13 protein-coding genes are annotated in these 13,841 nt (G+C 65.0%); 7 read left to right on the forward strand and 6 right to left on the reverse strand.

Annotated features, from left to right (window positions below; translation table 11 throughout):
- Positions 1–9: 9 nt before the first annotated feature.
- From FXB38_RS35505 to FXB38_RS35520, 4 genes are read left to right on the forward strand one after another with little or no spacing between them, the layout of a single operon-like run.
- Complete coding sequence (locus FXB38_RS35505) at positions 10–1,119, forward strand: ABC transporter ATP-binding protein (RefSeq protein ID WP_148755600.1); 1,110 nt, start codon at positions 10–12, stop codon at positions 1,117–1,119.
- Positions 1,120–1,121: 2 nt separating this feature from the next.
- Positions 1,122–2,888, forward strand: coding sequence for an ABC transporter permease subunit (locus tag FXB38_RS35510; RefSeq protein ID WP_246230377.1), 1,767 nt, complete (start codon positions 1,122–1,124; stop codon positions 2,886–2,888).
- 31 nt (positions 2,889–2,919) lie between these two features.
- A complete protein-coding gene (dapA, locus tag FXB38_RS35515) occupies positions 2,920–3,825 on the forward strand; it encodes a 4-hydroxy-tetrahydrodipicolinate synthase (protein ID WP_148755601.1) in 906 nt (301 codons plus the stop codon).
- 12 nt (positions 3,826–3,837) lie between these two features.
- Positions 3,838–4,704 (forward strand): IclR family transcriptional regulator, encoded by an 867-nt coding sequence (locus tag FXB38_RS35520; RefSeq protein ID WP_148755602.1) that lies wholly within the window; start codon positions 3,838–3,840, stop codon positions 4,702–4,704.
- Between the two features lie 199 nt (positions 4,705–4,903).
- On the opposite strand, the gene FXB38_RS35525 is transcribed toward FXB38_RS35520, so the two are convergent.
- The 3 genes from FXB38_RS35525 to FXB38_RS35535 all read right to left on the reverse strand — a co-directional run bounded on the left by FXB38_RS35525 (position 4,904) and on the right by FXB38_RS35535 (position 8,098).
- Positions 4,904–6,004, reverse strand: a complete 1,101-nt coding sequence (locus FXB38_RS35525) for an alkene reductase (RefSeq protein ID WP_148755603.1) — start codon at positions 6,002–6,004, stop codon at positions 4,904–4,906.
- A gap of 179 nt (positions 6,005–6,183) precedes the next feature.
- Positions 6,184–6,687 carry a DUF1993 domain-containing protein gene (locus tag FXB38_RS35530; RefSeq protein ID WP_148755604.1) on the reverse strand — a complete coding sequence of 168 codons (504 nt, stop codon included), beginning with the start codon at positions 6,685–6,687 and terminating at the stop codon, positions 6,184–6,186.
- Positions 6,688–6,796: 109 nt separating this feature from the next.
- The gene (locus FXB38_RS35535) at positions 6,797–8,098 is read right to left on the reverse strand and encodes a lytic murein transglycosylase (protein ID WP_148755605.1); all 1,302 of its coding nucleotides are present in this window, start codon (positions 8,096–8,098) and stop codon (positions 6,797–6,799) included.
- Between the two features lie 187 nt (positions 8,099–8,285).
- Between FXB38_RS35535 and htpX the strand changes: the two genes are divergently transcribed.
- The gene (gene htpX / locus FXB38_RS35540) at positions 8,286–9,242 is read left to right on the forward strand and encodes a zinc metalloprotease HtpX (protein WP_148755606.1); all 957 of its coding nucleotides are present in this window, start codon (positions 8,286–8,288) and stop codon (positions 9,240–9,242) included.
- 135 nt (positions 9,243–9,377) lie between these two features.
- Positions 9,378–10,019: a tetratricopeptide repeat protein gene (locus FXB38_RS35545; protein ID WP_148755607.1), complete on the forward strand. Its 642-nt coding sequence runs from the start codon at positions 9,378–9,380 to the stop codon at positions 10,017–10,019.
- A 165-nt stretch (positions 10,020–10,184) separates the two neighbouring features.
- On the opposite strand, the gene FXB38_RS35550 is transcribed toward FXB38_RS35545, so the two are convergent.
- Both FXB38_RS35550 and FXB38_RS35555 read right to left on the reverse strand, forming a co-directional pair.
- Positions 10,185–10,487 carry a hypothetical protein gene (locus tag FXB38_RS35550; RefSeq protein WP_246230379.1) on the reverse strand — a complete coding sequence of 101 codons (303 nt, stop codon included), beginning with the start codon at positions 10,485–10,487 and terminating at the stop codon, positions 10,185–10,187.
- Between the two features lie 224 nt (positions 10,488–10,711).
- Positions 10,712–11,524, reverse strand: coding sequence for a hypothetical protein (locus tag FXB38_RS35555; protein ID WP_148755608.1), 813 nt, complete (start codon positions 11,522–11,524; stop codon positions 10,712–10,714).
- A 226-nt stretch (positions 11,525–11,750) separates the two neighbouring features.
- Between FXB38_RS35555 and FXB38_RS35560 the strand changes: the two genes are divergently transcribed.
- A complete protein-coding gene (locus tag FXB38_RS35560; RefSeq protein ID WP_014497428.1) occupies positions 11,751–12,044 on the forward strand; it encodes an antibiotic biosynthesis monooxygenase in 294 nt (97 codons plus the stop codon).
- Positions 12,045–12,189: 145 nt separating this feature from the next.
- On the opposite strand, the gene FXB38_RS35565 is transcribed toward FXB38_RS35560, so the two are convergent.
- Positions 12,190–13,635 carry a helix-turn-helix domain-containing protein gene (locus FXB38_RS35565; protein ID WP_148755609.1) on the reverse strand — a complete coding sequence of 482 codons (1,446 nt, stop codon included), beginning with the start codon at positions 13,633–13,635 and terminating at the stop codon, positions 12,190–12,192.
- Positions 13,636–13,841: the final 206 nt, after the last annotated feature.

Consider the following 13,841-nt stretch of genomic DNA (forward strand, 5'->3'; position numbering starts at 1 on the left):
GAGCGGCCCATGGTCTCGTCGAGCCTGCGCATTCACGAGCTGTGCAAGCGCTATGGCGACTTCGTCGCGCTGGCGCCGACCAGCCTCGACGTCGCCAGCGGCGAATTTCTGACCCTGCTCGGCCCGTCGGGATCGGGCAAGACGACGCTGCTCAGCCTGATCGCAGGCCTCGCCCATCCTGACGAGGGGCGGATCCTGATCGACGATACCGACGTCACGCACAGCCCGGCTTATGATCGCGATATCGGCGTCGTGTTCCAGAACTACGCGCTGTTTCCTCACATGACGATCGAGGACAACATCGCGTTTCCCCTGAAGATGCGGAAGGTGGCCGACGCTGAGGCGCGCCGGCGCACGGCCGAGGCGCTGGAGACGGTGCGACTGCCGCACGTTGCAAAACGCTATCCGCGCGAGCTCTCCGGCGGCCAGCAGCAGCGCATCGCGCTGGCGCGCTGCATCGTCTATCGGCCCGCCATCATTCTGATGGACGAGCCCTTAGGCGCGCTCGACAAGAAGCTGCGCGACCAGATGCAGCTCGAGATCAAGCGCATCCATCGCGAGCTCGGCACCACGATCGTCTACGTCACCCACGACCAGGAAGAGGCGATGACGATGTCTGATCGCATCTGCCTGATGAATGCAGGCGCGATCGAGCAGCTCGGCACGCCTGAGGATCTCTATTTCCGTCCGCGCTCGGTGTTCGTCGCCGACTTCCTCGGCGAGTCCAATTTGCTCAGCGCCACCGTGCGTGGCGTCGACGGCGATGGGCTCGACATCGTCCTGGCCGCACAGGCCGCGCCGTCGCGCGCGGTCGGCAATGGCGGGAGTTTCGCCGCGGGCGAGCCGATCAAGGTAATGGTGCGTCCCCAGAACCTCGTGGTCGGGGACGCCGGCGGCGGAGGCCAGCTCTCCGGCCGTATCTCTGGGCGGCTTTTGGACGTGATGATCAGCGGAAGCCTGACGCGGCTCTACATCGCGCCGGAGACGGTGGGCATGCCGCAACTTGTCGCCGCGCATCCGACCCGCAGCGGCGCGGCGCCCTACGAGATCGGACAGCTTCTGTCGCTCGGATGGCATGCGGCGGACGCCGTCGCCATCCGCGATGGCAAGGGGATCTGAGCTTGGCCGCCCCGCGCGCGATACAGCGGAATCTGGCCTGGACGCGGGCGGCAATGGGCGCCCCGCTGGTCCTGCTGCTCGCGCTGTTCCTGGTCTATCCGGTCGGCCAGCTGCTGCTGCTCAGCGTCTACGGCGACAATGGCTTCACGCTGGCGCAATACCGCCAGCTCTTCGCCTCATCGGTCTATCTCGACGTTCTCCTGATCACCTTGAATATCTCGCTGGTCACTACCCTGGTCTGCGTCATCACGGGGTATCCGATCGCCTATCTGATCTCGGTCGTCGACAAGGAACGCAAGACGACGCTGCTGTTCTGGGTGCTGCTGTCATTCTGGACCAGCTTCCTGGTCCGCGCCTTCGCCTGGATCGTGCTGCTCGGGCGCAACGGCGTCATCAACAAGCTCCTGATCTCGCTCGGCATCATCTCGAGCCCCGCGAGCCTGCTTTACAATTTCGGCAGCGTCCTCGTCGGCATGGTCAATGCGCTGCTGCCGCTCGCGGTGCTGACGATGCTCGCGGTGATGGAGAACATCGACCGCACCCTGCCGCGCGCGGCCGCCACGCTCGGGGCGCGGCCGGGCATGGCGTTCTGGAGAATCTATTTTCCGCTGTCGCTGCCGGGCGTCGCCGCGGCGGGCATCATGGTGTTCGTCACCGCGATCGGCTTCTTCATCGTGCCGGCACTGCTCGGAGGACGCCGCGAGACCATGATCACGCAGCTCATCATCGACCAGGTCCAGCAGACCATGAACTGGGGCTTTGCCGGAGCGATCTCGGTGCTGCTGCTGTTCGTGGTCTTCATCGTCTTTGCTGCCTATGACCGCCTGCTCGGCTTGTCGACCATGACCGGCGCGGCCGCGCCGCGCAACGCGGCACCGTCGCGTTCGTCGGGCCCCCTTCACAAGGCGGGTGACGCGCTCCTTACGCTGCTCGGTGCGGTCTCCGACCGGATCCTCCGGCTCCTGCCGTCACGCCGTCGCGACCGCAATCCCGACCAGGCCGGCATGGGCTTGCAAGCCTTCGTCTGGATCATGCTGCTCATCATCAGCGCGCCGACCATCCTGATGATCCCGCTGTCGTTCGGCACCGGCGGCCTCAACTGGCCGCCGCAGGGTTTTACCCTGCATTGGTATGAGACCGTGCTGAGTTCGCCGCTCTGGACCCAGGCCATGCTGCGCTCGCTCATGGTCGGGCTCGGAACGGGACTGCTCGCCATGCTGATCGGCACGCCGGCCGCGTTCCTGCTGGTGCGCAGCGACATCCGCGGCAAGGCGGCGTGGCTGGCCTTCATCCTGTCTCCGATCGTGGTGCCCCGCATGATCATCGCGGTCGGGCTGTTTTACGTCTTCGCGCGGATGGGCCTAATCGGCAGCGCTTTCGGCCTCATTCTCGGCCATACCGTCGTGGCGGTGCCCTACGTGGTCATGACGATGATGGCGGTGCTGCGCAATTACGACACGCGGCTCGACCACGCCGCGCAGAGCCTCGGCGCGCGCCCGTTCGCGACGTTGCGCTACGTCACCTTCCCGATCCTCGGCGCGGGCATGATGTCGTCATTCCTGTTCGCCTTCGCGACCTCGTTCGACGAGCTCACCATCGCCCTGTTTGCGACCGGCGGCCTCAACGCGACGCTGCCAAAGCAGTTTTGGGACGAGGTGACGCTTGAGGTCTCGCCCGCGATCGCCGCCGTTTCGACCTGCCTGTTCGTTTTCATGGGGCTCCTGATCTTCGTCGCCGAACGCCTGCGCCGGCGGGCCGCCGCGAGATAGAAGCTCCGCATTCCAACCAGAGGTTCACATCATGCTTACTGCCAATCGTCTTCGCGGCCTGTTCCCGGCCATTCCGACCCCGGTCAAGGCCGACGACACCATCGATGCCGGCGCGGTCTCGGCGCTGTTTGCCTGGCTCAACAAGCAGGGGATCGACGGCGTGGTGCCGCTCGGCGGCACCGGCGAATATGGCGCGCTGGCACGCGCCGAGCGCATCAAGATGGCCGGCTTGTCGGTGAAGGCGATGGCGGGCAAGGGCCCGGTCATTGCCGGCGTGCTGGACACCGGCTTCCACGATGCCTTGCAGGCGGGCAAGGAATTCGCAGCGGAGGGCGTGGACGGTCTCCTGGTTCTTACGCCATATTATACCAACCCGACTCAGGCTGGCGTCCGCGACTATTTCCTGCGTTATGCCGACGCATCGCCCGTGCCCATCCTGATCTACGAGATACCCTACCGCACCCGGATAGCGATCGAGCCCAAGATCCTGCATGAGCTCTCCAGGCACCCCAACATCATCGGCATGAAGGCCTGCAATCTCGACATGTACCATTTCCTCCAGGTCGTGGCCGGCGTCGACGAGAGCTTTGCGGTGCTGAGCGGCGAGGACAGCCTGTTTCCGCTGCATCTCGCGGCCGGCGCGACGGGCGGCATCGTCGTGACCGCATGCCTTTTGCCCCGAGCCTGGCGCCAGATATTCGAGACGGCCACAGCTGGCAAGACAGCGGAGGCCCTGAGCCTCCATCGCCGCCTGATCCCGCTGATGAACATGGCGTTCGCCGAAACCAATCCGGGACCGATGAAAGCGGTGATGGACCTCGTCGGCGTCGAGGCGCCGCGCATGCTGGCGCCGCTGGTCCAGCCGGCACCGGCGCTGGTCGCCGCGCTCCGCGCCGAGCTCGGCCGGCAGTTGGCGGTCTCGGAGGGCATCGGATGAGAGGACGGCAGCATGGCGCGTAGCAGTCGTGACGGCAGCGGCCGCGCCGCGAAGGCAAATGCCGCCAAGGCCGACGAGAAGGCCGCGGACAAGGGCGGCGAGTCACGTTCGTCGCTGTTCGTCGGCTCGACCGAAAAGGCGTTCCAGGTCCTGCACGCCTTCGACGGCCCGCAGCGCTACATGACGCTCGCCGACATCGCGCGCGCCGCCGGTCTCGACCGCAGCGCCACCCAGCGCCTGGTCTACACGCTCGAGACGCTCGGCTATCTCAAGCGGATCGAGGGCACGCGCAATTACGGTCTTACCTCGAAGGTGCTCCAGTTCTCGCACAGCTATCTCAAGGCCAACGATCTGATCGACCGCGCATCGCCCTATTTGCTCGAGATCAGCCGCAATCTCGGCGAGACCACCAACCTGCACGAACTGGATGGCCACGAGGTTGTCTTCGTGGCGCGCTTTCCGGGGGCGCACCTCATCAACATCGACATCGTGATCGGCAGCCGGCTGCCGACCTTCTTCACGGCGTCCGGCACGGCGATCCTGTCGGCGCTGCCCGAGGAGGAACGCCTCGATCTTCTCAAGCGCACGCCGCTCGCGCCGCTGACGCCTTTCACTGTAACCGACCCGAAGGTGCTGATGGAGCGTGTACGCGTCGCGGCCCGGCGCGGCTATGCCGTCATCATGAACGAGACCGTGATGGGCGACATTTCGGTCGCAGCTCCCATTATCGACGAGCATGGCCGTGCGATTGCCGCGATCAACATTTCAGTGCCGACGACGCGCTGGACCAAAGAGCGTGCCGAGGCCGAGCTGGCGCAGCACGTCCACGTCGCCGCAACCTCCATCTCCAAGTCGAAGTTCAACCGCTACGCGGCCTGAGGCGCGGGGGTAGCAAAAAGGCCGGGAGCGATCCCGGCCTTTTCCTTTCGTGGCGCGCCACGCTCGCCATTCCTCTCCGCAGTCATCGTCCGCGAAGGCGGACGATCCAGTACGCCGCGGCCTCTCGACCTGATCTCGCTGCCGGTGGTTACTGGATGCCCCGCCTTCGCGGAGCATGACAGTCGTCGCTTGGGAAAGGCTACTCCGCCGGCTCGGCGGCCAGCGTCGGGTAATCCGTGTAGCCCTTGGCGCCGCCGCCGTAGAACGTGTTCTTGTCCCAATCGTTCAGCGCCGTGCCCTTCTTCAGCCGCTCGACCAGGTCGGGGTTGGAGATGAACGGCTTGCCGAAGGCGATCAAATCGGCCGCGTTCGCGTCGAGCACCTTGGTCGCGAGTTCGAAATCGTAGCCGTTGTTGGCGATGTAGGCGCCCGAGAAGCGCTTGCGCAGGCTCGCATAGTCGAACGCTGCGAAGTCGCGCGGGCCGCCGGTGGCGCCTTCGACGACGTGGAGATAGACGAGCTTCAGCGCGCTGAGGCCGTCGGTGATGTGATTGAACAGCGCTTGCGGATTGGAATCGGCAATGTCGTTGGCGGGCGTCACCGGCGAGATGCGGATACCGGTCCGGTCGGCACCGGCTTCCGCCACGACGGCCTTGGAGACCTCCAGCATCAGCTTGGCGCGGTTCTCGATGGAGCCGCCATAGGCGTCGGTGCGCTTGTTGGCACCGTCCTTGGCGAACTGATCGAGCAGGTAGCCATTGGCGCCGTGGATCTCGACGCCGTCGAATCCGGCCTCCAGCGCGTTCTTCGTGGCGCGCTTGAAATCGTCGATGATGCCTGGAATTTCGGAGAGCTCGAGCGCGCGGGGCTCGGAGACGTCGGCGAAGGTGCCGTTCACAAAAGTCTTGCCCTTGGCGCGAATCGCGCTCGGCGCCACCGGGGCTGCGCCGCCCGCCTGGAGGTCGACATGCGAGATGCGGCCGACATGCCAAAGCTGGATGAAGATCTTGCCGCCGCGTTCGTGCACCTTGTCGGTGACCTTGCGCCAGCCGGCGACCTGGTCCTTCGAATAGATGCCGGGAGTGTCCTGGTAGCCCTGGCCCTGCTGCGAGACCTGGCTCGCTTCGGTAATCAGCAGGCCCGCAGACGCACGCTGGCCGTAATAGTCGGCGGCGAGCGGAGAGGGCACGAAGCTGCCGGGCGCGGCGCGATTGCGCGTCAGCGGTGCCATCACGAAACGGTTGGCCAGCGTGATCGGGCCGAGCTTGTAGGTCTCAAACAGTTTGGTCGGACGGCTCATTGGGGTGCTTCCAGCGGTTAAGAGGTCCGGAACACTTGTGCATTGCGACATCAGGCGCAAGGGATGAGCCATACGGAAAGTGCAGGCGAGCTGCGCGGCAGGCCCGCGCAGCATAATTCATGTGCATTTTCGGCTGCCGCAGCGTGAATTCGCTGCCGCGGCCGTGCGGCCTGACAAACTCAGTTTACGCCGAGGAAATCACGCTTGCCGATCTCGACGCCGCTGTGACGCATGATGCCGTGAGCGGTGGTGGCATGAAAATAGAAGTTCGGCAGCGAGACCGCGCTGAAGAACTGCTGGCCCTTGAGCGTCATGGTCCGGTCCGGGCCCGCCGGGAAGGTCACGTCCTTGGTGTCGGCGCCTTCGAACTGCTCCGGCTTGAATGATTTCACGTAGTCGATCGTCCTGGCGAGCCGCTGCTTCAGCTCCTCGAACGTCTTTTCCGTGTCGGGCATCGAAGGCACCTCGCTATGCGTCAGCCGGGCGCAGCCCTTGGCGGCGAAATCGCTAGCGAGCTGGATCTGCTTTGACAGCGGCAGCATGTCCGGGAAGAGGCGCGAGCCGAGCAGGACGGCCGGGTCGATCTTTTTGGCCGCGCAATGCGCCTCGGCCTTGGTGAGCAGGCCGATAAGGCTGTTCAGCATTTGCAGATAGGCGGGGACGACGGCGTCGTGGAAGGACATGTGATGCTCGCTTCAATGGTGGGAGATCTCAGGAGAAAACCTGAGCCACTCACATGGGAGCCTCATGGAATAATACAATCGCCGAAGTGGCTTGTGCGGTGCGAAAATTCTACCGCACCGTCGCCTGGGGCTGCGCCTGTGCCGTGCTGCCCCGCATGCGGGCCAGAAGCTCCGCGGTCGGCCAGGAATCGGCGGGCAGGCCGTATTTGATCTGCATCGCCTTCACGGCCGCGCGGCTCTGCTGGCCCAGCACGCCGTCGACCTTGCCGACATTGAAGCCGGCTTGGACCAGAAGTTGCTGCAATTGCCTGAGCTCGTTGAACGGCAGTTGCGCGACCTGCCCGGCCGGCCTGCGCATCGGCGCGGCGCCCGCTATGCGCGAGGCAAGATAGCCTGCGGTGGTCGAATAGATCAGCGAGTTATTCCATTCGGTATAGGCCGCGAAATTGGCATACGCCATGAAGGCCGGCCCAAAGCGTCCCATCGGCAGCAGCACGGACGCCGCGAGATTGTCATTCGGCAGTGGACGGCCGTCGGGATAGGTGACGCCGAACTGCGCCCATTTCGAGCGCGGCAGCTGCACGCTGAGGTCGGTCTGATCCCATGGCAGGCTCGAGGGCACCTTGATCTCTTCCAGCCACGGCTCGCCGCGCCGCCACTTCAAGCCCTTGGCGATGTAGTTCGCGGTCGAGCCGATCACGTCGTCCTCGCTGCGCAACAGGTCGCGCCGGCCGTCGCCGTCATAGTCGACGGCATAATCGACGTAATGCGTCGGCAGGAACTGCGTCTGGCCGAGCTCGCCGGCCCAGGAGCCGACCATCTCGTCGGGCGTGAGGTCGCCGCGGTCGATCACCTTCAGCGCGGCGATGGTCTCGTTCGCGAACATCTCCGAACGGCGGCAGTCATAGGCGAGCGACACCAGCGATTTCAGCGTCGGCAGATTGCCCATGTTGACGCCGAAGTCGCTCTCCAGGCCCCAGAACGCGGCGATCACCGCCGGCGGCACGCCGTATTCCTTCTCGGCGCGCGCGAACGCCGCAGCGTGTTGCTTGATGTGCTGCTGGCCGTTCTGCATGCGATAGGGCGCGGCCATGCGGCCGGCAAATTCGGTGAAGAGCTGGCCGAACACGCGCTGGCCGCGGTCGCGGTTGACGATGCCCTGGTCGTAGACGAGGTAGGGCGAAGCCTCCGCTATCGTTCGCTGCGACACGCCGGCCGCAACCGCCTGCTGTTTCACGTCGGCGAGGAAGCGATCGAAGCTCTGCCCATTGTGGCACGACGCCGCGCGCGACGAGGGCACCGTGGCCTTGGGCGCGGCAGGCCTTGCGGGTGGCGGCGCGATCTGGGCGGAGGCGGTTGAAGAGAGCGCGAACAGAGCGGCGGCCGCGATCGCAAATCGGGTCTTGGACATGAGGTTTCCGAAAGGGGGAGGAGACGTTTGGATTCTTGACGAAGTTTAATGGAATGCTCGAGCTCAAACCAGTGCCGCGGCTCCGCGACGCACCCTAGAACCTTGCATCCGAGCCGGGGTCATCCCTACCTCGTGTTTGCCGGCCTGCCACGCGTCCAGCGGCCATGGCCGGCTCCAGGAGACGGCCATGAACTATCTGCGTACCGCAATGCTTCTCGCAGGCCTCACCGCCCTGTTCATGGGCGTGGGCTATCTGATCGGCGGCGCCGCTGGCGCCATGATCGCGCTCGTGATTGCGGCGGCGACCAATCTCTTCACCTACTGGAACTCTGACCGCGCGGTGCTGTCGATGTACGGCGCCCATCAGGTCGACCGTCAAAGCGCGCCGGAACTGGTCGGGCTCGTCGCCGAGCTTGCGGGCCGCGCAGGCCTGCCCATGCCGCGCGTGTTCGTGATGGACGAAGCGCAACCCAACGCGTTCGCGACAGGCCGCAATCCCGAGAATGCCGCCGTGGCCGTCACAACGGGCCTGATGAACCAGCTCAGCCGCGAGGAGCTTGCCGGCGTGATCGCGCACGAGCTCGCGCACATCAAGAATCACGACACCCTGCTGATGACTGTTACCGCCACCATCGCCGGCGCTATCTCGATGCTGGCGCAGTTCGGCATGTTCTTCGGCGGCAACCGCGACAACAACGGCCCCGGCATCGTCGGCTCGATCCTGATGATGATCCTGGCGCCGCTCGGAGCCATGCTGGTGCAGATGGCGATCAGCCGCACCCGCGAATACGCCGCCGACGATCTCGGCGCGCGCATCGCGGGACAGCCGATGTGGCTGGCGTCGGCGCTGGTGAAGATCGAGGGCGCCGCGCATCAGGTGCCGAACTATGACGCCGAACGAAATCCCGCGACCGCACATATGTTCATCATCAACCCGCTGTCGGGCCATGGCGTCGACAATCTCTTCGCCACCCATCCCTCGACGCAGAACCGCATCGCGGCGCTCCAGCAACTGGCGGCCGAGCTCGGCGCGCGAGCGACGCCGTCGGTCGGCGCCAACGAGAATTATCCACCGCAGGGCCCGTGGGGCCGCTCGTCTTCACGGGGTCCCTTGGATGGGCCTTCACGTGGACCTTGGGGCTGATGCGGAATCCGCCGGATTTTGGCTGGCTTTGTGACCTGGCGCACACAGGGCCGGTCTCGCCGGTGGTAACACCTGACCGAGAGTGCTCCTTCGAAAGGGGATGTGTGGCCGGCCCGCCGCCGGTCACCGTCGAAGATGACCAGAGCTGCCGTGCCATTGTTGATCGTCCTGGGCGTGGCCATTGGCCTGTCCACGCATACGGTCGTGAATTGCGGTGATGAGGACGAGCCCGACATCTGCTCGGCCGTGATCGGCTTCTCGCCGTTCCGTGGCTCCCTGATCGCCTTCGCCTATGAGGGGCGCGGACGGATCGCGCTGCGCCACGGCGACAACGGCCGGGCGATCGCCGATTTCAACGAGGCCATCCACCTCAATCCCAACCGCGCCTCGCTCTATCGCGACCGCGCGCAGGCGTACCGTCAGAACGGCGAGCTGAGCCTCGCGATTGCCGATTTTGACGAGGCGATCGCGCTCGATCCCAAGCCGGCGCCGCCCTATCACGAGCGCGGCCTCGCTCTCGCCGCCAAGGGTGATCTCGACCGCGCGATTCTGAGCTACAGCACCGCCGTCCGCCTCGACCCCTCCGACCCGCAGGCCCGCCTCGACCGCGGCCTTGCGTTCCTCGCCCGCGGCCAGGCCAACGATGCGCGTGCAGATTTCGAAGCCGCTGTTGCGTTGCCGCCCGGCAAGGACGGCCGCACACGCGCCGCCGCGCGCGCAAAACTCGCCGAGCTTGCTCACGCCGAGCCGACCCGCGTCTCGGCGCCGACGCGGTGAGAGGTGTTCTCCCTCGCCCCGTTCTTACGGGGAGAGGGTTGGGGTGAGGGGCTCTATCCGCGAAGATGGTGAGAGTTGGATCTGCGGAGACTCCCCTCACCCGGATCGCAAGAGCGATCCGACCTCTCCCCGCAAGCGGGGCGAGGTGAAGGGCGCAAGCGGCGGCTACTTCGGCTTCTTAGCCTTGGTCTTCTTAGCCTTGGCCTTCTTCGCCGGCTTCTCCTTCACCGGCTTCTCGGCCTTCACCTCGATGGGCGTGCTGGCGGCCAGTCGCATGGCGCGGGCATAGCTGTCGGCGACATTGTCGGCGGACATCTGGAGGCGTTTGGCAGCGGCGGTGGCCTGCTCCATGGTGGCCTTCGCCATCATCTTGAAGCGGGCGCCGGTCTCCTTGCCCTTGGCCTTGGCTGCAAGGCCGCTGAAGCGATCCCGCCGCTGCTTGGCGCGGGTCATCAGGCCCGTCTGCAGCTATCTGGCCAGTTGCCGGATCACGACATCCAGGTCGGCGTCGGCCATGTCTTCTATCCTCTTCGAAACAATCCCAATCGATGCGGCGGGACTATGCAGATCGGGCCCCGCCTTGGCAATTCCCGCCCGGGCGTCATCCGCAGCTTCCGGTTACCAAAACAGAAAAGCCGCGCATGTCGCGCGGCTTTTGGCATTGGCTTGGCGCGAGGTGCGCCGTGCCGGCCTTATTTCAGCGAGGCGACCGGTCCGCTTGAGCTTGCTGCCGGATCGGGGTCGAAGCCGAACACGCCGACCAGATATTTGTAATAGTCCGGCATCTTCTCCTTGAGCGCCTCGCGGGTCTTGGGATCGTGGAATTCGCTCTTGCCGGCGAGGAAAATGCTGGCGGTCACCGCAAAGAACTCCATGTGGTTCTTCAGCGCATAGGCTTCCTTGGGCAGGAAATCCTTGGATTTGGCATAGGCGTAATAGCTGATCACGCCCTTGTTGGCGTAGCCGTCCGGCAGCAGGCGCGCGTGATAGGCATGCAGCATCTCGTGGAGCAGCACGGCCTCTTTCTCGTAACGCATCATGTCCGGCCGGACCATGATGACGCCGAGCCCGGAATCGACTGCGAGGTCGACGGCGTTCGGGTTGGTCCAGCGCTGCTTGTCGTGGTCCCACACCGTTAGCGTCCGCGGGGTGGTGCGCTGGGTATCCGGCGTGACCCGGCCGTAGCAGGCGGTTGCGGCGCCTTCGTCGAGGCAGGCCAGCTCGCTCGCGATGATCGGGACGGTACGGAAGAAGCGAAGCACGCGCGGCGAGAACCCGGCGCCTTCGACCACGTCGATCTGCTGCTTCAGATTCTCGGTGAGCTTGTCGACGTCCTTGCGCTCGGAATTCTCCGACACGTCGAACATGTAGCCGCGGTAGCTCTGGAAGCCGGGCGGCAGCGCCTTCGCGGCATCGGCGGACGCGACATCGAACGAGCCGGCGGTGGACGGATTGGCGAACAGCGCGCCGACAACGGTCGCGGTCAGCAGCAACGCAATGCGCATGATGAACCCCCTGATGTCACTTCACGCGGCAGGATAGGCTGCCGTTGTTTGCGAAAAGTGAGTGGGGCGAGACTAAGGCAGCGATGTTGAGGCGTGCTTAATCCTTGGTTGCAGATCGCGAAGGCGGATTAGGGCAGGGTTAACCAAGCCGTAGATCGGCGGCGCGCTTGGGCGTAACATGCCGCTCGGGCATCAAGCCCGGATCAGAAGCCGAAGGGAGGATGCCATGTATGCCGCCATCCGTCAGGCCAAGGCGAAGAGCGGAAGCGCCGAAGAGCTGGCGCGCCGCATCAAGGACGGCGCCGTTCCGATCATCAGCGACGTCGACGGCTTCAGGGCCTATTACGTCGTCTATGCCGGCGACGACACGGTGACCGCGATCTCCATCTTCGACAAGTTCGAGCAGGCCGAGGAAGCGAACCGGCGTGCCATTGCCTGGATCGAAAAGGATCTGGGGCCGTTGCTGGCAGGGCATGCGAGTGCCGCCGCGGGGCCGGTGATCGTGCATACGCTGGCGTAGTTGGTTGGATCGCTCGCGCCTCAAACTCAACGGTCATCGCCCGGCTTGACCGGGCGATCCAGTACTCCGAGACGGCTATGATTGAACCGATGGGCCGCGCCGTACTGGATGCCCCGCTTTCGCGGAGCATGACAACGGAGAGGGGTTACAACTCCCTCGCATTCGAGAACGCGAACGAGCTCACCCGTCGCGTGGTCTCGTCCAGGATTAGCGTGCGTGTGATCGGCGGCTCGGCGCGCTGGGCGCAGTTTTCGCGCTCGCAGAGCCGGCAGTTGACGCCGATCGGCGTGCCTTCCGTCTTCTCCAGGTCGATGCCGGTGGCGTAAGTCAGGCGCGCGGCGTGGCGGATCTCGCAGCCGAGGCCGATGGCGAAGCGCGGCTGCGGCTGCGGGTGCGGCGCGACGGGCCGGCGCACCATCTGCGCGATCGAGAAATACCGCGTGCCGTCGGAGAGCTCGATCACCTGCTTCAGCAGACGATCGGGCGTGTCGAAGGTCGAGTGCACATTCCACAGCGGACAGGTGCCGCCGAATTTCGAGAACGGGAAGGTGCCGGAGGAAAAGCGCTTCGACACGTTGCCGGCATTGTCGACGCGCAGCAGGAAGAACGGAATGCCGCGTGCGTTCGGCCGTTGCAGCGTGGTGAGGCGATGGCAGACCTGCTCGAAGCCGGAATTGAAGCGCTGCGCCAGCACGTGGATGTCGTAGTTGAGGGCGTCGGCCGCCGCGAGGAAGGCCGGGTAGGGCATCATCACGGCCGCTGCAAAGTAGTTGGCGAGCGTGATGCGGAACAACCGGCGCGGCGTATCGTCGAGCGGGCCGGCGCGGCCGATGATGGTCTCCAGGGCTTGCGTGCATTCGCCGAGGCCAAGCTGGAAGGCGAGCTGGAAGGCGCGACCCGGAGGGTCGACCAGCTCCGAGATCAGGAGCTGACGGCGGTGACGGTCGAAACGGCGGAGCGTTTCGCGCATCACGTCGACCGGCATGATGCGGGTCTGGATCGAATGCTTTTCGCGCAGGCGTGCGGCGAGTGCGGCATAGAGCCCTTCGGCCGGCACATTCAACTCGTCGCGAAGGTTCTCCGCGGCCTGCTCGAGCTCCGGGAAATAATTGCGGTTGGCCTCGATCAGCTCGCGCACGCGCTCGACCGGATTGGCCTCGTAGCGCGTGCCGACATCGCGGTCGGCCATTTGCGCTGCCGCCAGCGTCTCGCCCTGGCGCGCCTCGGTATAGGCCGCGTAGAGCCGCTGCAGCGCGTGCGTCACGCCGGGACAGAGCTCGGCGAGGTCGCGCAGCTCCTGCTTGGGGACCTCGATCTGGCGGAACAGCGGATCGGAGAAGACCTCGTTGAGTTCGGCGAAGAAGCGGTCCTCGTCGGCGGTGGCGAGATCGCGCAGATCGAGGTCGTAGGTTTCGGCCAGCCGCAGCAGGATCTGCGCCGTCACCGGGCGCTGGTTCCGCTCGATCAGATTGACATAGCTCGGCGAGATCCCGAGCCCCTCGGCGATCTGGGTCTGCGATAGCCCCAATTGCTGCCGGATCCGCCGAAAGCGCGGACCGACGAACAGCTTTTTCCCTGATGCGGCGGGCATTTCTTACATCTCCAGAGGCACTAAGGGCAGTCTCACTGACCTGTATTCTTTACAAAATTTACAAAATAACATCTACTACATGTTCTTATGTTACATGACATCACCATTCGAATACAAGGCCTCTGTACGAACTTCCCTTTCTCGCGTTTAGCTCATGTCACGCGTTTCGCAATGCACTGTCAAAACTGTCGAGAGAGAGCACGCAC

The sequence above is a fragment of the Bradyrhizobium cytisi genome, from assembly GCF_008123515.1.
In the GTDB taxonomy this organism is placed as follows: Bacteria; Pseudomonadota; Alphaproteobacteria; order Rhizobiales; family Xanthobacteraceae; genus Bradyrhizobium; species Bradyrhizobium cytisi.

What these genes read in the sequence shown, in the direction of transcription:
- FXB38_RS35535 (WP_148755605.1), bottom strand. Translation starts at nt 8,098, where the DNA reads ATGTCCAAGACCCGATTTGCGATCGCGGCCGCCGCTCTGTTCGCGCTC.
- FXB38_RS35520 (WP_148755602.1), top strand. Translation starts at nt 3,838, where the DNA reads ATGGCGCGTAGCAGTCGTGACGGCAGCGGCCGCGCCGCGAAGGCAAAT.
- FXB38_RS35505 (WP_148755600.1), top strand. Translation starts at nt 10, where the DNA reads ATGGTCTCGTCGAGCCTGCGCATTCACGAGCTGTGCAAGCGCTATGGC.
- FXB38_RS35525 (WP_148755603.1), bottom strand. Translation starts at nt 6,004, where the DNA reads ATGAGCCGTCCGACCAAACTGTTTGAGACCTACAAGCTCGGCCCGATC.
- FXB38_RS35545 (WP_148755607.1), top strand. Translation starts at nt 9,378, where the DNA reads ATGACCAGAGCTGCCGTGCCATTGTTGATCGTCCTGGGCGTGGCCATT.
- FXB38_RS35565 (WP_148755609.1), bottom strand. Translation starts at nt 13,635, where the DNA reads ATGCCCGCCGCATCAGGGAAAAAGCTGTTCGTCGGTCCGCGCTTTCGG.
- FXB38_RS35555 (WP_148755608.1), bottom strand. Translation starts at nt 11,524, where the DNA reads ATGCGCATTGCGTTGCTGCTGACCGCGACCGTTGTCGGCGCGCTGTTC.
- dapA (WP_148755601.1), top strand. Translation starts at nt 2,920, where the DNA reads ATGCTTACTGCCAATCGTCTTCGCGGCCTGTTCCCGGCCATTCCGACC.
- htpX (WP_148755606.1), top strand. Translation starts at nt 8,286, where the DNA reads ATGAACTATCTGCGTACCGCAATGCTTCTCGCAGGCCTCACCGCCCTG.
- FXB38_RS35560 (WP_014497428.1), top strand. Translation starts at nt 11,751, where the DNA reads ATGTATGCCGCCATCCGTCAGGCCAAGGCGAAGAGCGGAAGCGCCGAA.
- FXB38_RS35530 (WP_148755604.1), bottom strand. Translation starts at nt 6,687, where the DNA reads ATGTCCTTCCACGACGCCGTCGTCCCCGCCTATCTGCAAATGCTGAAC.